General features: G+C 61.4%; 24 protein-coding genes and 1 pseudogene. 12 read left to right on the top strand and 13 right to left on the bottom strand.

Features of this window, described 5'->3' with window-relative positions; all coding sequences use genetic code 11:
* The first annotated feature begins 85 nt into the window (after nt 1-85).
* Nucleotides 86-1,252 (top strand): PAS domain S-box protein, encoded by a 1,167-nt coding sequence (locus tag WOA58_RS11765; protein ID WP_340604402.1) that lies wholly within the window; start codon nt 86-88, stop codon nt 1,250-1,252.
* A 203-nt stretch (nt 1,253-1,455) separates the two neighbouring features.
* Here WOA58_RS11765 and WOA58_RS11760 read toward each other — a convergent pair whose 3' ends face one another.
* Nucleotides 1,456-2,385 (bottom strand): lamin tail domain-containing protein, encoded by a 930-nt coding sequence (locus WOA58_RS11760; RefSeq protein ID WP_340604401.1) that lies wholly within the window; start codon nt 2,383-2,385, stop codon nt 1,456-1,458.
* Nucleotides 2,386-2,629: 244 nt separating this feature from the next.
* Between WOA58_RS11760 and WOA58_RS11755 the strand changes: the two genes are divergently transcribed.
* Nucleotides 2,630-3,817, top strand: a complete 1,188-nt coding sequence (locus WOA58_RS11755; protein ID WP_340604400.1) for a Cdc6/Cdc18 family protein — start codon at nt 2,630-2,632, stop codon at nt 3,815-3,817.
* 142 nt (nt 3,818-3,959) lie between these two features.
* Here the strand turns inward: WOA58_RS11755 and WOA58_RS11750 are convergent, their stop codons facing one another.
* On the bottom strand, nt 3,960-4,646 hold the full coding sequence (locus WOA58_RS11750) for a nucleotidyltransferase domain-containing protein (protein ID WP_340604399.1): 687 nt from the start codon (nt 4,644-4,646) through the stop codon (nt 3,960-3,962).
* 151 nt (nt 4,647-4,797) lie between these two features.
* Between WOA58_RS11750 and WOA58_RS11745 the strand changes: the two genes are divergently transcribed.
* Complete coding sequence (locus WOA58_RS11745) at nt 4,798-5,817, top strand: sodium:calcium antiporter (protein WP_340604398.1); 1,020 nt, start codon at nt 4,798-4,800, stop codon at nt 5,815-5,817.
* 143 nt (nt 5,818-5,960) lie between these two features.
* Here the strand turns inward: WOA58_RS11745 and WOA58_RS11740 are convergent, their stop codons facing one another.
* Nucleotides 5,961-6,110: a hypothetical protein gene (locus WOA58_RS11740; RefSeq protein ID WP_340604397.1), complete on the bottom strand. Its 150-nt coding sequence runs from the start codon at nt 6,108-6,110 to the stop codon at nt 5,961-5,963.
* Nucleotides 6,111-6,272: 162 nt separating this feature from the next.
* Here WOA58_RS11740 and WOA58_RS11735 point away from each other — a divergent pair, with 162 nt between their 5' ends.
* On the top strand, nt 6,273-7,649 hold the full coding sequence (locus WOA58_RS11735; RefSeq protein WP_340604396.1) for an E3 binding domain-containing protein: 1,377 nt from the start codon (nt 6,273-6,275) through the stop codon (nt 7,647-7,649).
* A 142-nt stretch (nt 7,650-7,791) separates the two neighbouring features.
* Here WOA58_RS11735 and WOA58_RS11730 read toward each other — a convergent pair whose 3' ends face one another.
* From WOA58_RS11730 to WOA58_RS11700, 7 genes are all read right to left on the bottom strand, one after another.
* Nucleotides 7,792-8,217, bottom strand: coding sequence for a type II toxin-antitoxin system VapC family toxin (locus WOA58_RS11730; RefSeq protein WP_340604395.1), 426 nt, complete (start codon nt 8,215-8,217; stop codon nt 7,792-7,794).
* Nucleotides 8,218-8,445, bottom strand: coding sequence for a ribbon-helix-helix protein, CopG family (locus tag WOA58_RS11725; protein WP_340604394.1), 228 nt, complete (start codon nt 8,443-8,445; stop codon nt 8,218-8,220).
* 142 nt (nt 8,446-8,587) lie between these two features.
* On the bottom strand, nt 8,588-9,583 hold the full coding sequence (locus WOA58_RS11720; protein ID WP_340604393.1) for an NAD(+)/NADH kinase: 996 nt from the start codon (nt 9,581-9,583) through the stop codon (nt 8,588-8,590).
* 2 nt (nt 9,584-9,585) lie between these two features.
* The gene (locus tag WOA58_RS11715) at nt 9,586-10,587 is read right to left on the bottom strand and encodes an alpha-ketoacid dehydrogenase subunit beta (protein WP_340604392.1); all 1,002 of its coding nucleotides are present in this window, start codon (nt 10,585-10,587) and stop codon (nt 9,586-9,588) included.
* Nucleotides 10,587-11,639 carry a thiamine pyrophosphate-dependent dehydrogenase E1 component subunit alpha gene (locus tag WOA58_RS11710; RefSeq protein WP_340604391.1) on the bottom strand — a complete coding sequence of 351 codons (1,053 nt, stop codon included), beginning with the start codon at nt 11,637-11,639 and terminating at the stop codon, nt 10,587-10,589. Before WOA58_RS11710 ends, WOA58_RS11715 begins: the two co-directional genes overlap by 1 nt.
* Before the next feature lie 85 nt (nt 11,640-11,724).
* Nucleotides 11,725-12,696, bottom strand: coding sequence for an alpha/beta hydrolase (locus WOA58_RS11705; RefSeq protein ID WP_340604390.1), 972 nt, complete (start codon nt 12,694-12,696; stop codon nt 11,725-11,727).
* Between the two features lie 309 nt (nt 12,697-13,005).
* Complete coding sequence (locus WOA58_RS11700; protein WP_340604389.1) at nt 13,006-13,566, bottom strand: twin-arginine translocation signal domain-containing protein; 561 nt, start codon at nt 13,564-13,566, stop codon at nt 13,006-13,008.
* Nucleotides 13,567-14,052: 486 nt separating this feature from the next.
* Here WOA58_RS11700 and WOA58_RS11695 point away from each other — a divergent pair, with 486 nt between their 5' ends.
* The 3 genes from WOA58_RS11695 (at nt 14,053) to WOA58_RS11685 (ending at nt 17,970) form a co-directional block, all read left to right on the top strand.
* Nucleotides 14,053-14,187 (top strand): hypothetical protein, encoded by a 135-nt coding sequence (locus tag WOA58_RS11695; protein ID WP_340604388.1) that lies wholly within the window; start codon nt 14,053-14,055, stop codon nt 14,185-14,187.
* 416 nt (nt 14,188-14,603) lie between these two features.
* Nucleotides 14,604-16,298, top strand: a complete 1,695-nt coding sequence (locus tag WOA58_RS11690) for a nitrite/sulfite reductase (RefSeq protein ID WP_340604595.1) — start codon at nt 14,604-14,606, stop codon at nt 16,296-16,298.
* On the top strand, nt 16,291-17,970 hold the full coding sequence (locus WOA58_RS11685) for a Coenzyme F420 hydrogenase/dehydrogenase, beta subunit C-terminal domain (RefSeq protein WP_340604387.1): 1,680 nt from the start codon (nt 16,291-16,293) through the stop codon (nt 17,968-17,970). The genes WOA58_RS11690 and WOA58_RS11685 overlap by 8 nt, the downstream gene beginning before the upstream one ends.
* 103 nt (nt 17,971-18,073) lie before the next feature.
* Here WOA58_RS11685 and WOA58_RS11680 read toward each other — a convergent pair.
* Both WOA58_RS11680 and WOA58_RS11675 read right to left on the bottom strand, forming a co-directional pair.
* Nucleotides 18,074-18,676: pseudogene (locus WOA58_RS11680) on the bottom strand (nucleotidyl transferase AbiEii/AbiGii toxin family protein); the annotation flags it as partial.
* The gene (locus tag WOA58_RS11675) at nt 18,673-19,506 is read right to left on the bottom strand and encodes a type IV toxin-antitoxin system AbiEi family antitoxin domain-containing protein (protein WP_340604594.1); all 834 of its coding nucleotides are present in this window, start codon (nt 19,504-19,506) and stop codon (nt 18,673-18,675) included. The gene WOA58_RS11675 and the pseudogene WOA58_RS11680, both read right to left, overlap by 4 nt.
* Before the next feature lie 416 nt (nt 19,507-19,922).
* Between WOA58_RS11675 and WOA58_RS11670 the strand changes: the two genes are divergently transcribed.
* The 5 genes from WOA58_RS11670 to WOA58_RS11650 all read left to right on the top strand — a co-directional run bounded on the left by WOA58_RS11670 (nt 19,923) and on the right by WOA58_RS11650 (nt 23,897).
* Nucleotides 19,923-21,134, top strand: coding sequence for a Cdc6/Cdc18 family protein (locus WOA58_RS11670; RefSeq protein WP_340604385.1), 1,212 nt, complete (start codon nt 19,923-19,925; stop codon nt 21,132-21,134).
* Nucleotides 21,135-21,371: 237 nt separating this feature from the next.
* Complete coding sequence (locus tag WOA58_RS11665; RefSeq protein ID WP_340604384.1) at nt 21,372-21,701, top strand: hypothetical protein; 330 nt, start codon at nt 21,372-21,374, stop codon at nt 21,699-21,701.
* A gap of 294 nt (nt 21,702-21,995) precedes the next feature.
* Nucleotides 21,996-22,229, top strand: a complete 234-nt coding sequence (locus tag WOA58_RS11660; protein ID WP_340604383.1) for an LbetaH domain-containing protein — start codon at nt 21,996-21,998, stop codon at nt 22,227-22,229.
* Nucleotides 22,230-22,956: 727 nt separating this feature from the next.
* Nucleotides 22,957-23,214, top strand: coding sequence for a TrmB family transcriptional regulator (locus WOA58_RS11655; RefSeq protein WP_340604382.1), 258 nt, complete (start codon nt 22,957-22,959; stop codon nt 23,212-23,214).
* Nucleotides 23,215-23,297: 83 nt separating this feature from the next.
* A complete protein-coding gene (locus tag WOA58_RS11650; RefSeq protein ID WP_340604381.1) occupies nt 23,298-23,897 on the top strand; it encodes a hypothetical protein in 600 nt (199 codons plus the stop codon).
* A 375-nt stretch (nt 23,898-24,272) separates the two neighbouring features.
* Here WOA58_RS11650 and WOA58_RS11645 read toward each other — a convergent pair whose 3' ends face one another.
* A complete protein-coding gene (locus tag WOA58_RS11645; protein WP_340604380.1) occupies nt 24,273-24,656 on the bottom strand; it encodes a hypothetical protein in 384 nt (127 codons plus the stop codon).
* Nucleotides 24,657-24,814 lie beyond the last annotated feature (158 nt).

Raw genomic sequence — 24,814 nt, 5'->3', positions numbered from 1 at the left:
TAAGGGAGAGGGAGCGAGGGGTCGTTCGATCCCAGCATCGATAGCGGCCAGAGTTAATACACGACCGACTAGAGACCGAGACACTATGGGCGACGACGTCGGCAGTCCGGAGGGGGCCCCCATGGAGGCACCGGACACGGGGACCTTCTATCGGACGCTGGTGCGCAACGCCTCCGAGGGGCTGCTCACGATCGACGCCGAGAGCCGGATCGTCCACGCGAACCCGGCGATCGAGGAGATCCTCGGCTACAGCCCCGAGGAGCTGATCGGGAGCTCGAAGATGAAGATCATCCCCGAGCGTCTCCGCCCGGTCCATGCCGAGGCGCTCGAGTCGTATCTGGCGTCGAACGAGCGCCATATCGAGTGGGAGGGGATCGAGCTCCCCGCGCTCCACAAGGAGGTCCACGAGGTCCCGACGCTGATCAGCATCCGCGAGCACAGACTCGACGGGCAGCGCCTGTTCACGGGAGTCATCAGGGACATCAGCGAGCAGAAGCAACGCCGAACCCAGCTCCAACGGGAACGCGAACGCCTCGACGAGTTCGCGAGCATCCTGACCCACGACATCCGGAACCCGCTCCAGTCGGCCCAGGGCTACACCGAGATCGCGCGCGAGGAGGACGACTCGGAGGAGCTCCGGCAGGTCGCCGACGCGCTGGCACGGATCGAGGAGCTCGTCGAGGACGTCCTCATGCTCTCGCGAAACGGCGCGGACATCGGCGAACGGGAGTACATCTCGCTTCGACAGCACGTTCTCGACGCCTGGGAGGAGGTCGGGACCGAGGACGCGAGCCTGGAGATCGTCGAGGGCCTCGGGAGCATCGAGGCCGACAGCAGCCGTGTCTACGCGCTGTTGAGCAACGTCTTTCGCAACAGTGTCGAGCATGGCTCGACTTGCAGCCGGGATCCACCGAATCCCGGCGACAGCGTTGAACACGGTTCAACGAGCAGTCGGCCGAAGGCCGACGACAGCGTCGAACACGCCGGATCGTCGGTGGCCGTCCGCGTCGGGCGGCTGCCGGATCAGTCGGGGTTCTACATCGAGGACGACGGGCCGGGGATCCCGGAATCGGTCGGGAAGTTCGCGTTCGATCAGGGCTACTCGACCCGGGAGGACGGGACGGGCTACGGGCTCACGATCGTTGCGCGGATCGCGAGCGCACACGGCTGGGAGACGTCGGTGACCGAGGGCACGGAGGGCGGTGCCCGCTTCGAGTTCGCTGGCGTGACGATGACCGACTCGCTGGAGTAGCCGGGGAGAGGGATGACGGCGCTTCCCCGCTTCGCTCGATGCTCGGAAGAATCACGATAGTGTGGTGGGTTCCCGTCGGCGTTCTGCTCGCGGCGATGCCGGGAACGGATATTCATCTCGGGGTTCGGCGTTCCCGACGAGTGCGTCTTCTCGGAGGGCTGGGAGGGCGACGAGACCGAGGAGTGAGGGGTCGGTTCGAACGTCTACGGCGGCGAGCCGTACTCGCTGGCGAGCACCTCCTCGCCGTCGCCGTCGAGGACGACGATCACGTCGCCGTCCTCGTGCCAGTTGCGCGTCTCGGAGCCCCAGTGGACGGTGTCGGCGGTGTCCTCGCCGGGTCCGGTGACGATCCGGACGCTCTCGCCGGGCTCGAGGGTGAACTCCTCGGGGAAGGTGACGGGTTCGATGCCGCGCTCGTCGACCGCGCCGCCCTCGCGGTCGCGGACGGTCCAGTCGGACATGTCGAGGGTGGCGTCGCCGGCGTTGGTGAGCTCGACGAACTCCTCGTCGGGCTCGAGCGAGGCGTCGACAGCCATGTCAGTCACCTCCAGATCGCCCTCCGCGTCGGCCGCGGAGTCGATCGTGTCGGGCTCATCGTCGCCCGAGGGCTCGGGCTCGCCGTCGGTCGACTCCGGGCCGGCGTCGGTGGCCGGGAGCTGGCCGCCGCCGACGAAGAGCACGCCGGCGGCGAGCACGACGACCCCGAGCACCAACACGACGGGGAGGACGAACGACCGGCGGCTCGTCCCGGAGTCGGACGTCTCGGTGGTGCCCGAGGTGGCGGTCGAACCGGCGCTCCGGGCGGCGTTGTTGCGCGCGCCCAGCCCGATATGGACCTCCGAATCGTCGCTTTCGGTCTCGTCGTTTTCGGTCGATCGCTCGGGCTCTCGCTCGCCGATTTCGTCGGCCGCCCGGAGGAACCGCTCGATCGGCACGTCGGTGCTGACGTCGCCACCGGTGGTCGGCTCCGGGCCGAACTGCGTGTGGGCCGCGTGGTCGATGACCGCCTCGATGTCCTCGGACGGGAGATCGGTGCGTTCGCCCACCCGCCGCAGGTACTCGTTGAGCGTCTCACTGGTCTGTTTCTCCATCCCGGATCGATCCTCGATTTCCGGGATCGAAAGCGACGGCATACCCCCCTCAACGAGGGTCCACCGCTTAAGCTCTGGTTTCGAGAGACCGACCCGAATCGAACCGTCGTTCGTAGTAGTGATGCTAAACTGGGTGTGATCAGCAATCGAAAGGAGAACTGAGAGCCGCTTCATAGACGTCTCGGGTCGTATATTCAATCTCTTGTGTATATATATGAAATCTCTAGGTTGGGAAAAGATATGATCCCCGGCTACATAGATACACGTAATTCCGCTGAAATCCACCATGAGTAAGTATGACGACCTCTTCACGGCGGCTGCAAACGAGGACAGCGTCTTCATCGATAAAGGTGCACTCGACCCGCTAACCGAACCCGACGAGATCATCGCTCGCGATCCCAAGGAAGCGGAGCTCGCGTCGATTCTCAACGGCGTCAACGAGGGGTATCTTCCGCCGACGGTTTCGATCCACGGTCCGCCAGGAACCGGAAAGACGCTCACGACTCGCCGTGTCTGTCGGGAGTTCGCCAGCCGCCACAGCGACTGTGCCGTCGAATACGTGAACTTGAAGGAGTGTCGCACGCTGTTCAGCGCCGCAAACGAGATCCTCCTCGAGGTGGCTGGTGAACGGAAGAAGGCATACGAAGGGCTCGACGGAATCTTCGAGGGCATCTGGACCACCTTGGAGGAGTACCCGGAGTATACGATCCTCCTCCTCGATGAGGTCGATCACATCAAACACGACTCGAACTACGATGTCAGCGACTTCTTCTATCGACTGCTGCGTGGCGAAGGGAAGCTCAAGCGAGACATCACCCTCTCGGCATGGCTCATCAGCAACCAACTCATCGATGTCGATCTCCGACTCGATAGCCGAGTTGAAAGCGCGATGGGCGAGGAATCGGTGTATTTCGGGCCGTACGATATGGGACGTCTCGACAAACTGCTTCATCCTCGTCTCGAGCAGGGCTTCAGGGATGGAGCAGTGCCCGACGAGGTTCGTTCGTACGGTATCAGGGAGGCGTCGAAGCGATGGGGGGACGCTCGCAAGACGATAAGCCTGTTTCGGAACGCCGGCGAGCTCGCGAACGAACGCGGACAGGCACGGATCACAAAAGCATGTATCGACGATAGCCTCGATGCAACGAACAAGGAGGCAACTCTCGAGAAGCTGAAGGCACTTCCGTACAACTGCTTAGTCGTTCTCTCCGGCATGGCGTTCTGGCGCGACAAGGCTACGGGCGAGATCGCCAAATCGGTCACGACGAGCGAGATCGTAGACGCAACGGAGAGAATACGCCCGGAAAGCGCGCTCGGTGAACGAGCCGTTCGAGATGTTCTCAGGGAGCTCGAGACCATCGGACTGGTCAACACGTGGATCGAATCACGCGGCCAGGGCGGGCGAGTCAAGAAGTGCGAAACGACCTTCGATCCGGAGTGGATCGGTCAGGCACTCGACCAACTCAAAGAATGACGACGTAGAGAGAAAGGGCGCTTCGCCCAGTACTGCTCCCTTCGCTCGGGGTCTCAGTAGCAGATGCACCGGATCACGGTTCTATCGCTCAGGGACGGGTGCTCAGTTCTCTATCGTGATCGCGAAACGACGTGGTCGAGAGTCAGTCCTCTCGAGGTCCCGTATGCTCATAGACGGTCCGTCGGAGGTTCCCCAGCGTCTCGGTTCGCTCTATGACGATCCCGTCGTCGAAAACGGACCGAAGCGCATCGGTGACCGACAGCGAGCTTTCGAGCGTCTCGACGCGAACGTCGAACTCGTAGCGATCGCCATCGAACGATTCCTCCCCGAGATCGCGCTCGATACGTGAGACGAGCCGTCGTCCGTGGTTCGTATCGCCATCGAGAACTACCAGGAGATCGATGTCGCTGCGACGATCCGCGGTCCCGCGTGCGACGCTTCCATACAGTACGATGCCGACGACGCCCTCGATGCTTCTGGTCGAGTCGACACGGCTCTCGAGCGTATCACGAAACGCCCGTATCGGCTTTCGGAACTCGGATTGGGCGATCAGGAACAGCGGATCCGAACAGGAGAGATGATCGGGGTCCAGTCGAATCCGGGCCGGTCGTCCTGTATCGATCGCGAGTACGCCGAGTCGATCGAGTAGATCGACCGATCGTGACACCGATGAGACGTCGGCATCGATCATCATCGCCAGTTCCTGCTGTGTGAACTCACCGAACGGATCAGTGATCAACTGCTGGAGGATGTCCTGCATCGCCTGGTACCGGAACACGCGCTTCTCCGGCAGAGGAACGTCTAGGGAGACGGTCGCTTGTTCTTGCATATTATGCAATCAATTTCTAATAGGAAAAGTCTCGCGATAGAACCGGAACGGTGCCAAGAGAAGGAGAACCATCGAAGTACCAATTATCACTGGTTGATCGGTGATCCGCCACCTAGTTCACCCTGGTCTCGGTACCGGGCGCTGAGGAAAAATGTGGGATCTAATCGCGCTGTTCGTGTTCGGTGCTGCCGCCGTGTTGTTCGTCGGGCCACGGCTCAGCCGCGCGGCCGAGGAGCTCGCCGATGCCATCGGTATCGCACAGACGCTCGGCGGCCTGATCTTTCTGGGGGCGACGACGTCACTGCCCGGCGTCATCATCTCGTTCGATACGGCTCTCGCCGGGCAGGCGACGCTATCGGTGAGCAACGCGATCGGCGGGATCGCCGCCCAGACCGTTTTCATCGCCGTTGCGGATGCGGCGATGCGACGCGGGCCACTCGGCCGGGAGGTGACGGTGGCAGCGAGCCTCATGCAGCTCGCGGTCCTGATTTCCCTGCTGACGCTCATCCTGCTTGCGATGTTGGCCCCCGGCGGGGTCGCTCTCTTTGGCGTCCATCCGGTGTCGTACCTGCTCATCACTGCCGTCTTCGCCGGCTTTCGAATGATCCAGACCTCCGAGATCGAGCCGAAGTGGTACTCTCGTCGGCTGACCGCCGAGATCCGAAAGCAGGTAGCCGGCGACGAAGACGACGTAGAGGTGGAGCTGACTGGCCGGCTCGTCGGCCGGTTTCTGGTCTTTGCCGCACTCATCGGCGGTGCCGGCTGGCTGATCTCGTTTAGCGGCCAGGGGCTGATCGATGAGACGGGCGCGCCGCCGATGCTCGTCGGGATGACGGGGATGGCGATCGCCTCGTCGCTGCCGGAGCTGGTCACGGCCGTCTCGGCGGTCAGACGCGGCGCGGTGGCGCTGGCGATCGGGGACATCATCGGCGGCAACGTCTTCGATACGCTCATCATCGCGATCGCTGACTTCGCCTATCGCGACGGTCCGATCTACGGCGGTGTGACCGTCGAGATCCCGTTTCTCACCGTTATCACCGTCCTCATGAGCAGTATTCTCCTGATCATGTTCGTCCGCCGGGAGTCAGAGGGACTCGGGGCGCGGATCGGTACCGAGAGCTACCTCATCCTGGGTGTGTACGTGATGGGGGTGCTCTACGTTCTGTTGTGACATAGCTGAGTCGGTCGAACTGGAGCAGAAATGGACGGTTATCCTACTGACACCTTCGGTTACGATCGGGCTCGAAGTTGAACGTGACACAGTCACTGCCTCGTTCATCCATCCACTCCTCCGGAGACCACCACGCTTCGTCCCTACACTATCGACATCGCCAGTTCCTGCTGTGTGAACTCGTCGAACGGATCCGTGATCAGTTGCTGGAGGACGTCCTGCATCGCCTGGTATCGGAACACGCGCTTCTCCGGCAGAGGAACATCAAGGGAAACACTCGCATTTTCTTGCATAATATGCAACTTATTGAGTAATATGAAAAGCGTTGGCATCGGATTCGGCATCTCGGAGCCGACTACTCGAAGAACGATTCCGAACCAGATCACCAGTCCTTGGTGTCCCAGGATCGTTCAGCAGGAAAGGGATTTTATCGGCAGCCTACGTTGCATGGTGTCATGGGATATGTTGTCAAGATGCCGAAGCTCGGGCTGGAGATGGAGCAGGGGACGATGCTCGAGTGGCACCTCGAGGAGGGCGACTCCGTCGCGGAAGACGAGGTGATCGCCGAGATCGAGTCCGAGAAGAGCATCGGCGAGATCGAGGCGCGCGAAGACGGCGTACTCAGAATGACGGCGCTGGAGGAAGGTGAGTCGGTTCCACCGGGAACGCCGATCGGGATCGTCGCCGGCGCCGATGAGGACATCGCCGATCTACAAGCCGAGTTCGAGACTGATGAGGGGTTGGACGAGCCCGGATCTGACGAGACGACGGAATCGGCTGATTCGGCGCTGGAGGGCACACCCTCGGAGGGCGGCGAAACGGCGGGGACGAGTACGGATGCCGAGACAGCCGAAAGCGTGGACATAAAGGCCTCACCGCGGGCCGAACGCCGGGCGGAGGAGCTCGGCGTTGGCCTCGCCGACGTCGACGGGAGTGGCCCACAGGGGGCGATCACCGAAGACGATGTCGAAGCGGCGGCAGCGGCCGAGGATACTGGCTCGACCGGGAGAACGACCGCTGAACAGATCAAAGCCTCCCCGCGGGCTGAACGCCGTGCGGAGGAGATCGGCGTCGATCTCATGACGGTCGAGGGTTCGGGTCCCCAGGGGGCGATCACCGAGGCTGACGTCGAGGCAGCGGCCGACGATACGCCGTCGGAAGCGATCGAAGCTGCGGCCGCCGAAGGCGAGCGCGCCGCCGTCCGGCCAGGGCAGTACCGGACTGCGACGCTCGTGATCGACGGCGAGGAGGCCGACGCGCTGATGGAGACGACCGAGTTCGCAGGGCAGGCCTTCGACGTCGAACCGTCGCCGTTGGACGTGTTGCTGGTGGCCGTCTCGGCAACACTGATCGATCACCCCGCGTTCAACGCGACGATCGAGGACGAGACCCATCACCTCCATACCCGACAGGACGTCGCCGTCGCGGCCGAATCGGACGGGGAACTGCTCACACCTGTCATCGACGGCGTCGAGGAGCTGTCGTTCGCGGAGCTCGTCGAGACGCGCCACGAGGTCGTCGACGAGGCAATCGCGAGCGGCATGAGCGACGGTCGTGCGACGTTCGCGTTAGGGCTCGAATCGGAGGTCGACGACGTCGAGTCCCTGATCGAAGCGCCGACGGCGGCCGGTCTGCTCGTAAACAGTTCACGGCGGCGGGCCGTCCCGGCCGAGAACGGCGTCTCCCTCGAGCGATGTCTCTCGCTGTCGCTGGTCTATGATACGCGCGTCCTCGGCGACCGGGACGCGGAGGCGTTCCTCGATGCCCTCCTCGAACGGATCGAAAACGCACCCGAACTCGTGTTGCGGACTTACGGGAAACGCAGCCCGTAGTAGGGTAAGAGTACAGCGACAGCCCGGCCGTACGCCTCGCCATCAGAAATCGCCGGGTCGGGCATCGCCTCGGAAGTTCGGTGCTCTCTCGAAAACAACGAGGAGATCGACGAGTGTCCGGCGCCACCGGAAATCGAAGCCGCTACTCACCGATCTCACGGACCGTCTCGGTCGGAACGTCCTGTCGGATCGCCGCATCCCGGAGCGCCCCGTCCTCAGTGACGAGGGAGAGATCGTCGCGCTCCGCGATCGAGAGATACGACGCGTTGTAGAACGTGAGACCGTCTCGATGGGCGACCTGCATCGTTCGATGTAGTTCGGCCCCGGTCGCGCTCTCGAACCGCACCTCGTTATCGAGCCGTCCCAGTATATCGACCGCAGTCCGGAGCTCATCGTCGGAGAGCAGATCACGAGCGACCGCGATCTTCCAGAGGGCGTTCGCTGCCTCATACCGCGTCAAGTCCAACAAGACCTCGTCGAAGACGACGTCGATGCCGACCGTTCCGCTGCCCTCGCCGAGAATGACGTCCACAAGCGCGCTCGCGTCGAACAGCCGACGATTTGCCATCTATCGTTCCTCGCGCGTCTCGCGAACCGAATCGACGATCGTCTCGGTCGAAACACTGTTGCCGACCCGTTCACGGAGGTCGGCCACGTCGTTCTGAAGGGTCTCCCGTCGCCGTTCTGCGAGCTCCTCGCTGAGTGCATCACGGATGACCTCGCTGACGTTGATCCCCTCGCGCTCGAGCTCCTCTTTCAGTTCATCGGGGACCTTCGCCGAGACGGTCTTCGTCATACCAATTAGTAATACGTACCTGTCCTACTAAACGATTTCCTAGCCGAGAACGGAGCGTAAGTGAGCGACTCGTGTGCCTGGTAACTACTATGGGAAAGACGGCGATTCAGGCGGCGATCGGATAAACTCCGCTGAGTGAGCCTTATCCGCCCTCGAGTAGACCGCTTCGGGCGGCTTCCTCGAAGACCGCTTCGAACGAGACGAGACGGGGACCGTCACTGATCGTTCGGAACTCGACGGTCTCATCGACTATCTCGAGTTCGCGCTCGCCGTCGGCTCCAAGCACACCTTCGGCGACGTCGGCCGTCATCACTTCTCCTGGAGAGAGGCGCCGACACGCCTCGATGCCGAGTTCGGCTACCATCCTGGGGGCGACGATCGCCTTTGCCGTCCGCGGAGCGGCCTCGGCATCGACCAGTCGGAGACCGACGGCATCCGGTTCGTCGGGCGCGAGTGCTTCGAACGCACCAGCGACGCTGCTGAGGCCGATATCGGCCGGATTCGCACGCGAAACGATCCCACCCGCCAGGTCGGCGGGGTCGAGCGTCGCGCGGGTCCCGATGAACGATCTGTTCGAGAGCTCGACCGACGCCAGTCCAGTGATGCTCTCTCCGGACGCGGTGCGGGCTTCGACCATGCCATGATGGGTCGTGACTGCCTCGGCGTCGACCGCGCCGGTCGCGACGAGCGCGGCGGCCGCCCCGGCGACCGTCCCGTCGACGGCGGTCGGGACGACGTTGTTCGTCCCCGTCGAGACCGAAAGCAGCGGGACGTCGCCACATTCGAGGGCGGTATCGCGGCTCGTCCCGTCGCCCCCGAGGACGACGATCGCGTCCGCCACCTCACGGAAGTGTTCGGCCGCCCGGCGGGTGTCCGCGGCCGTTCCCTCGACGGGGAGATCGAGCAGCTCCGTCGAGGCATCCGGGACTTCCTCGGCAGCGCTCGCGGCGATCCCCGCCGTATCGGGCATCAACATCGCGACCGGCGGCTCGTCGACGACTCCCAGCCCCTGGAGGACGCATTCGGCGACGCGGCGCTTCGCGTAGTTGTCGACGACGGTCGCGCCGCCGGTCAGCCGCCGAATGTCGCGTCCGGCCGAGGGGTTGACGATCAGGCCGATCCGGGAACGATCGCCCACCGCTAGGCGATCCGCTCGATGGCCTCTCGAACGTCCTCGCTCCCTGGAAGGACCTCCTGCTCGAGGGGCGGGCTAAAGGGCATATGCGTATCGGGCACGCCCACCCGCTGGATCGGCGCGTCGAGACTGTAGAAGGCGTTCTCGACGGCACGGGCCATCACCTCGGCGTGCGTACCGTAGGAGAGCGGGCTCTCGTCAGCGACGACCAGCCGGCCGGTCTTGTTCAGGCTCTCGACGATGGTGTCGGTGTCGAGCGGGTAGAGCGACCGGAGGTCGATCACCTCGACGTCGGTCTCGCCGTCGAGCTCGTCGGCGACCGACAGGGACTCGCCGACGAGGCGCTGGGTCGCGACCACGGTCACGTCCGCACCCTCGCGTTCGACGTTCGCCTCTCCTAGTGGAATAGTGAAGTCCTCATCAACGGGCACCTCGCCCGACTGCTCGTAGATCATCTTGTTCTCGAAGAAGAAGACGGGATCATCGGAGCGAATCGCCGACTTGAGCAGTCCTTTGGCAGCGGCTGGCGTCCCCGGCGCGACGGCCATCAGCCCCGGGAAATGGGCGATCCAGGTGTGGACGGTCCCCGAGTGCTGGCTCGCCGCGCCCATGCCCCCGCCCTCGGTGGTCCGGACGGTCAGGGGCATCTCGGTCTTCCCGCCGAACATGTAGCGCATCTTCGCCATCTGGTTCATGATCTGTTCCATCGCGACGCCGATGAAGTCCGAGAACATGAGCTCGACGACGGGCCGCGAGCCGGTCGCGGCCGCGCCGGTCGCCGCGCCCATGAACCCCGACTCGCCGATCGGGGTGTCCCGCACTCGGTCCTTGCCGAACTGCTCGTGAAGGTCGCCGGTCACATCGAGGACGCCGCCCATCGTCGCGATGTCCTCGCCCATGAGGAAGACGTCCTCGTCGCGGGCCAGCTCCTCGCGCAGCGTCTCGCGGATCGCCTCCCGAACCGTCATCGTCTCGGTCTTCTCGGCCTCGAGTCCCGCGCTCGCCATCAGCGCTCACCTCCTTTCTCAGGATGATGCCCACCGTCGGCACGCACCTGCTGGGCGAACTCCGTGAGCTCGGGTACCTCGGCACCGAACATGTCATCGTAGGCTTCCTGAGGAGCGGGTTCCTCGGCATTCTGAGCGTACTCGAGGGCCTCCTCGATGGTCGCCTTCGACTCCTTTGTCAGCTCCTCGAAGCCCTCGTCGGTGAGTTCGTCGCGGTCCATCAGGCGCTCGGCGAAGGAGTCGATCGGGTCGCGCGCCTTCCAGCGTTCGACCTCGTCGTCCTCGCGGTAGAGCTCCTCGTCGCCCTCGAAGTGCCCGTGGAACCGGTAGGTCTCGGCCTCGATGAACGTCGGCCCCTTTCCGTCCCGAGCGCGTTTTCGGGCCTCGAGCACCGCCTCGTTGACCGCGGTGACGTCCATCCCGTCGACGGTGATCCCGGGGATATCGTAGGCGCCGGCGGTCGCGCTCAGGTTCTCGACGTTGTGTTGTTCCTCGGCCGGCGTCCCCTCGCCGTAGCCGTTGTTCTCGACCAAGAATATTACAGGCAAGTCCCACGTCGCGGCGAGGTTCACCGCCGAGTGGACCTGTCCTTGGGCGACGGCGCCGTCCCCGAGGAACGACAGCGCGACCTGTTCCTCGTCGTTGCGCTCGATCGTGAGCGCCGCCCCCGTTCCAAGCGGCGGACCGGCGCCGACGATCCCGTTGGCGCCGAGCATGCCAGCGTCGACGTCAGCGATATGCATCGAGCCGCCCTTTCCGTTGCAGTAGCCGTCGCGTTTGCCGTACAGCTCGGCCATCATGAGCTTCGGATCGAGTCCCTTCGCGATGCAGTGGCCGTGGCCCCGATGCGTGCTCGTGATATAATCGTCGTCCTCCAAGGCGGCACATGCCCCGACGCCGACCGCCTCCTCGCCGATATACAGGTGGACGAATCCCGGGATCTCGCCGTCGGCGAACCGTTCGCCCGCCGTCTCGTCGAACCACCGGATCGTGAGCATCCGTCGCAACGCCTCCTTGCGTCCGTTTTCCGTCTCTAGATCAATGCTTGGCATCGCCAAGGGAAACGTAATGATCGATATTAACTGTTGGGTGCTACCACACCACAGTACTACGTACTACTGTCGGAAGTGCGTCTCCTCAGGCGTCGTAGGCGGTTCGGAGGTCGGCCGCGAGGTCGCCGATCGCTTCGTGGGCGCGGTCCCACTCGGGATCGGTGAGCATCGTGAGGAACCCGTGGATCATGTCGGGGTACTCAAGACGGGAGACAGGGACGCCGGCATCCTCGAGACGATCGGCGTAGGCCTGCCCCTCGTCGCGAAGCGGGTCGAATCCCGCCGTGAGAACGGTCGCCGGCGGGAGGCCCGTGAGGTCGGGCGCCCGAAGCGGGGAGACGTAGGGGTGGTTCCCATCCTGGTTGGTCTCGAGGTACGCCCCCCAGAAGCGTTCCATGTCGCCGCGCGTGATGAAGTAGCCACTGGCGTTCTCTGTGTAGGACTCGGTCTCGAAGGCGTGGTCGGTCACGGGATAGACCAGCAGCTGGCGTGCGATTGCGGGCCCGTCGCGGGCGCGCGCGAGGAGTGCAACGCCGGTCGCCAGCGTTCCGCCGGCGCTGTCGCCGCCGATCGCGATCCGATCGGGGTCGACGTCGACGTTCGTCTCGAAGCCGAGGTCGGGGTCGCCGGCCAGCCAGTCGAGAGCGCCGTAGCAGTCCTCGAGCGGAGCGGGAAACGGCGCCTCGGGTGCACGTCGGTATTCGACGGCGACGACGAGACAGTCGGCGGCGTTCGCGAGCGCGCGTGCCGTCAGGTCGTGGGTCTCGAGATCGCCGACGACCCAGCCCCCGCCGTGGAAGAACAGCAGTGTCGGGCGAGCCCCCTCGACGGTGCTATCGGGGTCGTAGCTCCGGACCGATACCGGCCCGTTCGGCCCCTCGAACGTCGTATCGTTGACCCGATCGACCGGCTCCGGTGATTCGCCGCCCTCGGATACGGTCAACTCGAGATACGTCTCACGGGCCTTGGCGGTCGACTGGCGATAGAGCGGCGGAACGCCGCCCTCCGAGAGCTCGTGGAGCAGTGCTTCCGCCTGGGGATGGAGTTCCGTCGCCATAGTGAGGATCGGTATCTCCCCATTCCATGTGCTATCTATTAACAGTGTGCGGTGGTCGGTCGGCGAACGAGTTCGGGATCGAGCTACACTGACTGCGGGGTTTAGAGATGTCTCTCGGGAAGGGGGGATCAGCGTTATCTGTCATCTCTGATACAGCAGTAATGACGTATACGTCGAGAACTACGGCACCACGCTCAACTCCCACGAGAGCGACCAATAGCAACAACAAATACAGCACTCTTCGCTCTGGTACCGCTACCACAGTTAGCGCAAAATAATGAGTCCTGTTGAGAGCGGGGAGGCCGTTACTCAGACAAGCCCGCCGTCTCGGCCGAGACCTTCGAGTAGCTGACCCAGCAGTCCGCCTTCCGGATCGGCTTCCACCGATAGTTCGAGGTCCAAGCTCACAAGGAGTCCGAGCACGTCAAGGAACAGATCCGGGATCTCCAGCAGGACGAGCTGACTTGGATTGCCCACTGCATCCACATCAGTCACGATGAACTCGAGATCATCGAAGTCCGTATTGATATCCTTGGCGGCATTTTCGTTTGCGTTCTGGTTCGGCAGTGCGCTCCCAGTCACTGTCCCGCTTGCAGTTCCTGTTACGTCGTTTGCATCGACGTCGAAGTCCTCGTCTAAGTCCTGATCGAAGTCGACCTCGTCGAATTCGATGTCCAGATTCTCAATTACGGCGTTCGGGTTGCCTCGCTCGATGCTGACATCGCTTTCGTCTGCCTCAACCCCGTCGACCGTAACGGTGGGTTCGTCTGCAGCAGCACTACCGCTGAAGGCAGTAATGCCAGTCGCTGCTACACCAGTCGCTGCAGCTCCTTTCAGGAACGTTCGGCGTGTTTTGTTATAGTCACTCATGGTTTTCCCTCCGCTTGGGTCTCAACAAACCTCTGTACTAAGATGTAGGTCCTGCAAATGCACCTTCCTGGGCAATTGGACACAGTCGTTCTGACTGGGAGAACGTTGAACGGGGCCGTCTTTCCCGACCCGATCGATCCTTGAGTCAATATGTTGCTGTTCCGACTGATGGTGACCGATACCCCATCGAGATCAATTAAGCTCCACAGAGAAGGAAGAGGTCATCAGCCTGTAATAGTCTACGTCATTAGTAACCGGTACTGAGTGAGTCGGCATTCATCGGTTCTTCTGTCCATATCTCTGTAGGAGACAGCTGAACGGGAGACGAATAGAATCAGATGGGTTCGCCCGATGAGTGAAGAGCGACGGTAGCGAGAGCTATCACCGTTGACGACGGGCCACTAAGCAGACAAACGCGATCAGCAATCGGCGGGCAGAATAGCGGCTGAGTGTAAGGCATACGTGGAGGCCGATAGCTACGAAACGATGCACTTGCCGCTCTCAGTGCTGGGCGATGACGGAGTCACAATCGAGATAACGCCCGCGTCCGCCGACGGTGAGGGTGCCGATACCAGCGCCGACGACGATTCCGATACCAGTGTGCGGGCGATCATACCCTAACGGTCCTCGGCGATCCCTCGCTGCCCGTTTCGCCCGACGCACCTACCGGATATTATCGCCGGTTTTTGTCCACCCTATCCTCCGTAGCTGGTCCGAGTCGCCGATCACGGAAATCCCTGTCACGGATAGTGTCAATAATCTCCGCTAATCGTTATTCATGACAGTCTTCGCCAAGAGGCAGGGGTCTATACGAGTGGGGCCCGACCCTCTCTTCGAGTGGTGTGACCATGTAACACAGGTCACCGCCCGATACAGCATGATTCGGTCTACAATCGACGAGACAGCACGAGCGCGGCAACGAGAGACGGCTACCCCGAGTGAGCGACGGCGGGAGGCGGGTTTTGCAAGGGGTGACCCCACGTGAACAGCGACGAACCGTTGGTTCATCTGGTTCACGGTGACCACGGGTGGTCACCGTGAACACGGTCGAGCAGTGGAAACAGGAGCAACACCCGCTCGACGTCATCGACGACGTCTACGAGTACGCCGAGGAGGGCCTGTCGTTCGACGAGATCGAGGACCGGGCGGGCGAGGGCGTCTGGGAGCGCATGAAATGGACGGGGATGTACACCCACGGCCGCCAGCGGGGCTATCTGATGATGCGGACGAAGGTCCCTGGTGGGTATCTCACCCCCGAGCAGGCAGAAGTGATCGGCGAGGTCGCAGACGAGTTCGCCACCGCCCCCGAGGAACACGGCGGCAGCGAACAAAACGAGCTGTGGGGCGACGCTTATCTCGACATCACGACCCGCCAGGACGTCCAGATGCACTGGATCGAGATCGAGGACGTCCCCGAGATCTGGGAGCGCTACGACGAGGTCGGCCTGACGACGGTCCAGGGCTGTGGCGACGGCGCGCGCAACGTGCTGGGCTGTCCGGCCGCCGGCCTCGACGACCACGAGTGCTTCGACGCCCAGCCCGTGGTGGATGCGGTCTCGGAGTACTTCACCGGCAATCGCGAGTATGCGAACCTGCCCCGGAAGTTCAAGATGACCATCACCGGCTGCCGGCAGGACTGTGCCCAGTCCCAGATCAACGACGTCGGGCTCGTGCCGGCTCGAAAGGAGATCGACGGCGAGCCCCACTACGGCTTTCACGCTCGGGTCGGCGGCGGCCTCTCGGACGGCCCGCGGATGGCCTCGACGCTCAACGTCTTCGTCCGTCCCGAGGACGCCGTCGAGTTCTGTCGGGCAGTCGCCCAGACGTTCAAGGAGCTCGGCGACCGGCACAACCACGGGGTCTGTCGGATGCGCTATCTCGTCGAGCAGATGGGTCCTGAGAACTTCGAGGCGGCCATCCGTGATCGATGTTCGGTCGATCTCCGCTCGCGCGGGCGAGATCTCACCGAGGGGTACACCGGCGATCACGTCGGCGTCCACGACCAGCGCGAGCCTGGGTTGAAATACGTCGGCTTCAACGTGATCACGGGCCGGATGGGCGGCGACGAGTTCGTCGAGGCGGCCCGTGCGGCCCGCGAGTACGGCACCGAGGAGGCGTCGATCCGGCTCGCGACCGATCAGAACTTCCTGATCAGCCACGTTCCCGAAGAGCGCGTCTCGGACCTGCTCGCCGAACCCTTCGCCGCGGACTACCAGCCCGATCCCGGTCCGTTTTCGAGAGGGGCGGTCGGCTGTACGGGCTCGGAGTTCTGCAACTACGGCATCATCGAGACGAAAAACCGCGTGAAGCACTGGGCGCGCGAGCTCGACGAGCGCATCGAGACGCCCGACGACCTCGAGGTGGTGCGGATGCACATGAGCGGCTGTTCGGCCTCGTGTGCCCAGCCCCAGATCGCGGACATCGGCTTTCGCGGCGAGACCGTGAAAGTCGAGACCGAGGGCAACGCCGACGACGCGATCGTCGAGGGCATGGACTTCGGCCTCGGGGGGAGCCTCGGCACCGACAACGAGTTTCTCGATTGGGTGGAGACGGCCGTTCCGGCCGAGTCGGTCATCCCGGCGCTCGAACAGCTGTTCGCGAGCTACGCCGATGAGCGCCACGAGGACGAGCGCTTCTACGAGTGGACTCGGCGGGTCGACAACGGGCGCCTGCGCACGATCATGCAGGGCGCCGAGGCGAACGTCGCCGGAGGTGTCGCTGCCGATGACTGAGCGCGACACCGATCCGCTCCCCCGCGTTCCGGAGAGCGGCGACGAGGGAAGCGATGGCGCGAGCGTCCCGCCGACGAGCGGGGCCCGCGATCCCGCCGGCACCGATCCCGATACCAAGCCGATCCGCTACCGGCGCACGGGTGACGCCGACGGCGCTGGTACTGGCACCGATGGCTCCGATATCGGTGATCGGGAGGCGTGTGGCTGTGGAAGCTGTGGCTGTGGCGACGGCGTGAGCAAGGAGATCGACGGCTCGGTGGTCGCCGCCGATGGCAGCGGCGGTGTGGTCAACGTCGGTCCCGACGGCGATCTCGGCAACATCGCGTTCACGGAACCCTCGATCGAGCCGACCCAGGACCTCTCGGACGATCCCGCCGAGCGCGTCGGCGTTCCCGACGGCGTCGAGCTCGAGACGCCCTCGTACTCGATCCGAAGCGAGATGAACGACATCGAGACGCCGGACGAGAAGACGTGGTTCATGGAGCTCGATGCGGCCGTCATTGACGACGGGCGCTGTATCCAGTGTGGCACCTGCGTCGCCGCGTGTCCCTCCGATTCGATCGGAATCGGCGACGACGACCTGCCCGAGCTGGTGAAGATGTGCACCGGCTGCTCGCTCTGTTGGGACTTCTGTCCTCGCGGCGGCCTGCGATACGAGCGCCAGTGGACGATCACCGGCGGCGAGGACAACGTCAAGGGTGCGAGTGACCCGATCACGGAGTTCTCCGCGAAGGTCGGATCGTCCTGGCAGCGAAACACTGGGACGACGGAGTCGTCCCAAGCCCCCGCTCGCGAAACTCGCGAGAACGCCCAGGACGGCGGCGTCGTCACCAGCGTCCTGTCGCACCTCCTGGAAGCTGGCGAGATCGACGGCGCGCTGATCGCCACCGAGTCCGACGACGAGCCCTGGAAGGCCGAAAGCTTCCTCGCGACGAGCCACGAGGAGGTCGTCGCGAACGCCGGCAGTTTCTACAACCAGACGATGGCGCTTGGCAACCTCGATCTGGATCGCTGGGCGGAGAAACTCCCCGACAAGCCCGCCGAGGAGATCAGCCTCGCGCTGGTGGGCACCCCCTGCGAGATCGAGGGGATCCGCGCCCTGCAGGACTTCGAATGGGAGTACGGCTCCCAGGAAAGCGGCGTGCGCGCGATCGACTACACGATCGCGCTGATGTGCACGAAGAACTTCAACTACCATCGGCTCATCGGCGAGCAGCTCGAGGAGAAGCGCGGGATCAGTACGGATGAAATCGGGAAGATGGACGTGCTTCACGGCGACATGATCGTCTACGACCACGAGGGCGAGTTACTGGTCGAGGAGGACGTGACGGAGTTCCACGACGCGACGTTGAAGGGGTGTAGCGAGTGTGCTGACTTTACCGGCTACTGTGCGGACCTGACCGTCGGCTCCGTCGGTTCGAGCGACGAGTTCTCCAGCGTGATCGTCCGGACCGAGCGCGGGATGGACGCCTGGGAACTCACCGCGCCGGATCTCGAGTATCACGATCTGGAGGATCGGTCGGCGGTCGGCAAGCTCCAGGGCTGGGACAAGAAGCAGGCCTTCGAGTCACTGGAACGGCCGTTCGATCCCGAGGCGCCGCGGTTCATCGAGTACACCGACCACGTCGAGAACTACGGCACCACGCTCAACCCCCACGAGAGCGATCACTGATTCTGGTTCGACTCCGAATTCACCTATCGAGTTCTTCAGGTTCAGAAACCGAGGGCAACGCGGCCGTCGAGAATGAACTCGTCCATCACGGTTCCGGCGAGAGAATACCCGAGTCGTCGATGTCAGCCTCCGTAATCATCCGATAGAGGTCGTAGTAGTCACGAGCCAGTGACCGCTGGTAAAGCGCTCGCAACTTCTCTGCGAAGACCTCCTCCAAGCTGTATGCGGTCAGCTCGAATTCAGGGGCGTCTTGGTAGCTGTGACGATGGTCCATTGAGGCGAACGGAACGTATTCGTCGATCATGATGTCCAGACTCGTCGTGTTCTTGTGACCGAGAACGGCGTTGTACTGGATATCGATATCGACGTAGTACGTCGGATACGCTTCTTTCTGCAGTTCGCGGTGTTTGGTCATCTGGAAGTCGATACCGGAGACCCTGGCCGCGTTTTCCAATGCGTCTTGAAACTCCGCCTCGGTCCCGTGGTACGCACCCTTAACACCGAAATCAAGATCTTCCGAGTAACGCCACGTTTTAGGGAAGTACAACTTGCTGAGAGCGGTTCTGCCTTTGAACAGCAGGTTGTCGCCGTAGGGATTCGTGTCGATCGCCCACAGGATCCACGAATTGACGTAGTTCTTCTCCGCGTAGCCGAGGCGAACATCCAGACCTCTAGCCAGCCGTCGTAATTGCGCTTCAGAAATCATGAGAAGTCTTCCGGGAGAAACGATTCGGGAGCCACGTTCAGTCGGAGTTGGTACTTGCTGTCGCGGGTACCCGTCGCTTCTCTCGTCGGATCAAGCAGAGGGTACCCAGTCGTGAAGTTCTCGACGAGCTCGTCGTACTCCGGAAAGTCGAGGTCCAACTGGTCGGCGAGGTAGACGATGCGTTTCGTTGCGGCACCGTTCCCGACTCGCCGCAAATACTCGATGACTCGTTCCCACGAACATCGCATTTCGACCGCGTTCTGTATTGCCTTTGCAAGCTCGCCGATACCGCCGCAGAACTCCGGATGATCGGCACAATCGACCAGCGTCTTTTCGATACTCGAAATGTTCACCTGGTTCGACCCGACTGCAGTCGGTTGGTAGCCGAAGAATTTCTGCGCAGTGACGGTCACCGGCCGATACGTGACCCTGTGGATTTTACGCTCCTGAGCGCGATCTGTTGTCGCGAGATACACCGTCCGAGACAGCTGCTCCGTTAGCCCGTGATGATTCAGCGCGCTCCAGTACCCAACGTACATCGGCTCCACGAGGGCGGACGCAATCACAAACTCGTGTTCGGTATACACGGCATTTTCACCCGCAGCGAGTGGTAAGATGAGATACTCCCCGTGCGCGATATGCTCAAGCCAGCCTTTCTCCTTGAGCGCATACGCCATGTCCTTCGCCGATTTCCGTGGGATGTCAAGTGCGCCCATAATATCACCAATAGTAATGACCTTCCGGTTCCCGCTTGCGAGTCGTGACAATGCCTGTGACTCGCGTGTCGACAGGCTCTTTCGTTGAATCTCCGTGTCGCTTGTTGATCCTATAGCCGCTCAGCGTACATAGACTCTAGATCCACCAGCCATAAAGATCTTCGTTGAGAGCTAGTTTGATAAAAGTCGGCTCGTAGACCGCATCACTGTAGAGGCCACCGCGGGCTATGAGATGTCGACACTCTCGCATGCGAAGGCTCCGCTGAACACGTTACGGATCGCTAGCTCTGTCGAGAGTCGGTATGTGCCTGTTCTCGATTCGCTAGATAGATGGCAAGATGAGGGCGACAACAGCGAGTATGTGAACGCCATTGATGTTCGTACGATCCGAGTCCACTCGACCTAAGCGAATCATCGCATGGCTTGATGATACCATCCTCAGAACTGCTGGACCGATAGTTTACATGAACCGGGACTAGATGGATACGTAGTTCCGCAGGACGCAACGACGAAACGATACCTCCGACACCATGAGCAAGTACGACGACCTCTTCGATGAGACAGCCCCCGATGATAGCGTCTTTACCGATAAAGGCGCACTCGATCCATTAGCTGAACCGGATGAAATCATGGCTCGCGATGAGCAGGAACGGGAACTCGCGACGATCCTGAACGGCATCAAGGAAGGGTATCTTCCACCAACGGTATCGATTTATGGACCGCCTGGAACGGGGAAAACGCTGACGGCACGACGGATATGCCAGGCATTCGCCACCCGTCATGAGGAGCTCGCTGCCGAATATGTGAATCTCAAGGAGTGTCGAACGCTCTTTAGCGCAGCCAACGAGATCCATCTCGAACTGACCGGTGAACGAAAGAAATCGTACGTAGGACTGGATGGCGTCTTCGAAGGAATCTGGATCGCACTCGAGGATTACCCGGAGTATACGGTACTGATCCTCGATGAGATCGATCAGATCCAACACGACGCGAACTACGACCCCAACGAGTTCTTCTACCGATTATTGCGCGGTGAGGGCAAGCTCAAACGGGGAATCACCCTCTCGGCGTGGTTGGTCAGTAATCAGATTATCGACGTGGATCTGCGCCTTGATAGCCGTGTCGAGAGTGCAATGAGTGATGAGTCCGTCTTCTTTGGACCGTATGGGAAGGCGAAACTGACCGCGCTGTTAGCGCCTCGCCTCGAGCAGGCATTTAAATCCGGCGTGCTCTCCGACCAGGTCAGTGAGTATGGGATTCAGCAAGCAGCGAACTACTGGGGGGATGCCCGCAAAGCACTCTCGCTGTTTCGGAACGCGGGCGAACTAGCTAATGAACGGAGCCTTGAGGAGATTACTCGAAGCTGTTTCGATGAGTGTATCGAGACGACCGATAAGGAAGCGGTTCTTGAGAAGCTCACTACGCTGCCGAAGAACCACCATGCGATCTTGCTCTGTCTGAGTGGCTTGAGGAATGTAGAGACCGGTATAATCGAACAGCCGGTATCGACGGCGGACATTAAACAAGCACTGGACGAAAGTTCGCTGGCGAAGCTCAAACTAAGCAACCGAGCCGTCCATAGTGTGCTGACTGACCTTGAGACAATGGGCCTGATCGAAACATGGATCGAATCGCGTGGCCGTGGTGGACGTGTAAAACAGCACAAAACAACGTTCGAGCCCGAGTGGGTACATGACGCACTCGAACGACGCGCGCGGTCAACGGAGACGGACGGAGCGTGAAAACTGCAGTGTACCCAGTTTGAGTTCGACTCGGTAATCTGCATTGAATAGGGTTGGCTTATAGATACAACGTCAGGCGATGATTGGGATGGCTAAATATCCTAATGGCGTCACTATTAGTCTAATGACATCACAGTTGCAGGATCGGCAAAGCGTTATACGACTTCCTTGCAATTAGTATTCCAGAGATATGTCCGATCGCGAATACGGACTATACAGACTAGTGGTGCTTCCCTAATGAAGCTAGAAGAACACGAACGTCGACGGCGTATTCGAGAGCTCCTAATATATGAGGATACCACTCCTTTCCGTATCGTTGAGACGATTGCTGGCGAGTTCGACGTGAGCGATGAGACTGTCGAAAACGATTTCAAAACTGTAGACGACTGGATTCCCAAACTGGATCTCCTTAGAGAAGTCCAAGGGATGTCACTACTCGCAAGGTTCGACGAAATCGTCAACGGCTTCATCAAATGGCCGATGATGCACATGATCAAGATGAGCTTGTCAAGGAGCGAAATATTCGAGCTAAGATCGATCGGTCCATCAACCTCGAGCGGCAGCTGAAAGATAGCAAGCTCAAGACAGTGCGGACAGCTACAGATGAGGAGTTCGAGGAGCTACTTGGATACTATGTTGAGCGTGAGTTTCGTAAGACAGCGGCGGTATACGATCACAAAGTATTGTAGATCAGACTCAACTATCTATATCTGTTGGCGTCAAAGATCTGGCTTCTAAGGAGAACCCTTACTTTCGCCGAAAGTAGCGAGAACAGGACCACACCCACCTCGCAGGCTCCATGCGAAACACTGCGAGGCACTCGAGTGGCATCTCGACGGCGAGAACTACGTTTCAGACGACGTGATCATCGAGGGGTCGGAACTCAAGACAAACGCCCACGCGCTCTCGGGCGCGGAGCTCCACAACGCAACCATCGACAACTCGGTCGTCTTCGATAACGCGACGATCGAGGATAGCGAGATCGATCACTCGTTGATCGACTGTGATGCGCGGGTTAAATCGGCAGAGCTCGACGAGGCGCTCGTCGGCGAACCCACCCAGCTTATCTCGGAGGAGCGCGTAGCAGATGACTGAGAATTAGAATACGATCCTTACATAGATTCGAACCCAGGGAGCGAGTAGCTGGCTCTCCGTGCAACGGCTCCCCCACGATGACGAACATGACCCCGACGACGAATAGCTCGCCCAGTCCCAGATCGAGATCGAAATCGAGCCTGGACAGGATTCCCTCGTCGGCCTCGGACTCGACGAAGACCTCCTCGAGCACACTCCCGGGATCACTCAGGTCCCAGATCGCAGTGTTCGTGTCGTCGACGACCCGATCGGCGCCGGAGTGCTTGGTGGGACGATCGTCGCCATCGTCCTAGCGATGTTCATAATGTGCGCACAAATTCCGGACACGGGCGGGATGGGCACCGGCGGGAGTGGGGAGGTCGATGGGGTCGGCGAGCTCCTCGTCGATATCGTCCTGATCGCGATCGCGACCACCGTGGGCCGGACTCGGAGCCGCGTACGTCACCCTGAGTTACGATAGTCTCTCGTGGTAGGTCCCCTGCAACCGGCGAACCGACTATCGAAATCTCGTTACAGTCACGCGGCTGTCTGCTACTGACGGTACGATACCGACCCCGAACGGCGCCGGTCATCCAAGCGGCCCTCGTCGACCACCACCGACAGCTGACCACGAGGGGCGACCCTTCCCGGTATTCGCGTTAATATAAGACATACACACAAATTAATACCATTAAGTGTTTGTTGAGAGGAATTATATGGTCGAGCAGCATCGATCTAGGTAGTCACAATGAGCCAGGCAACACTCACCCAGGAGGCGGCCGCGACCACACCTACGACCGCAGCCATCGACTCGCTCCTCGCGGAACTCGACTCGAGCAACGCGAAGCTCGTCTATCTCTATCTTGCCACCGTCGAGGAGGCGTCCATCGATGACCTGCAGACGGCACTCGAGATCCAGCAGCTCACGCTGTTTCCCACCCTCAGAACCCTCGAGGACGAGGACCTCATCGAGCGCAACGGCGAGACGATCACAGTCGCCGCCTAGAGAAGGAAAGCTCTGAAGCCCGGGAACGTGTATTTTCATCTCGAGATGAATAGTCGTGGGGCGAATGCCGGTGAGAACGGAGTATGCAAAACGGCCCGAACCCGTGGGAGTTCGCCGCGACAATAGCGATCGTTCTGCTCTCGGCCGTCTCGAGTCTCCTCGGACTCCTCCGGGACGGCCACTACGCTGATCCGACGGAGACCCTCCTGCGGATCTACGCACAGGACGTCGTCCTCCTCGTGATCGGCGTTCCTGTCCTGGCTGTGGGACTCTGGTTTGCGACCCGTGGTTCGATTCGTGGGCGGATCGTCTGGCTTGGGTCGCTTGCATTCATGGCGTATATGTGGACCCATTACGACCTCGTTATCACGTACAACGAGTTCTTCCTCGGATATATCGCATTGTTCTCACTGTCGGTTTTCACCCTGATGAGCGGAACTGCGACGACGGACCCGACTCGAAGACACGAGACAGTCCATGGCGAGCGGGCGATACTCTTTTCGGGGGGATTTCTCACTGTCGCAGCGGTCGGGCTAACAGCGATGGGGCTGTTCGATATCGTTCCCGCACTCCTCGCAGGGGAGCTCCCGTCGGCGATTGCACAACTCGGGTCCGAAGCCGCCCACACCTATGTGATCGATCTCGGTGTGCTCGTTTTCTGTCTCGTGATCTCGGCGGTCTGACTCTGTCAGCAGCGTTCGTGGGGATACGTCTTCACCGGCGTGTTGTTGGTGTTTGCTGCACTCGTGGCGCCGACAGTGACCGCAATCACGGTGGTCGATCTCCAAGAGGGACTCGAGATCTCACCGCCGATCCTCGTCGGAACGATCGTGCCACCGCTCGTCGGGATGGTGTTCGCCGGGATCTATCTCCGAAATATCGGAGGCAGTACGGGATAGTGCGATCGAAGAACAAGGTACGTATCGTGGGATGAGGTGGCCGTCGCTGTAATGAGCGACGCCAGTGACGAACTCCCCCCTTGAGTGTATCCCGACCACCGTTCCACTGGACATCGGTCGGTTCGTCTCGCCCACGGACACCGGAGCTGACGCTACAGTCTAGTCAACAACACACTTCTCTTGCTCCTCATCGTCCGCGTCTGCGGATTCATCGCCCCCCGAGAACAGGGTGCCGATCGTGGCCGATATGCCGGTCGTCTCGGGTTCCTCGGTGTCGTCGGCCCCGGTCGCCTCGTCGCCGTTCACACTAGCATCACCGGTCCCACCGACGTCGTCGCCGGCATCGACATCGGTATCAGCTGAATCGTCCGCTGACTCGTCGATAGACGGCGAGTCAGTATTCCCGAAATCAAGCGCGAGCGGCCCGACGGTGAGGACGAGCCCGGCGATAGTTAACGTGAGCCCCGCGATCAACAAGATCACGGGCCATTTCGGCTGTTCACGCCTCCTCGGAGGCCGATCCGGGATCCATCCAGGGCTCATCGGCACCGTGGTCTGTATACCCAATCGTTATGAACGCTCGTCAGACAGCTATCAGGATCGGGGTATCTCTCGATCGGTGATAACAAGGGAAAATCGCATCAAGTAAGACAAGGTCACGTCCTCGATTTAGCACATCACCTGGAGTTCGGTAAGTCTAC

This window comes from Halalkalicoccus tibetensis (assembly GCF_037996645.1).
GTDB classification, from domain to species: Archaea; Halobacteriota; Halobacteria; order Halobacteriales; family Halalkalicoccaceae; genus Halalkalicoccus; species Halalkalicoccus tibetensis.
The sequence above is the reverse complement of the archived record's forward strand: the minus strand, read 5'-3'. Positions and strand labels throughout refer to the sequence as shown.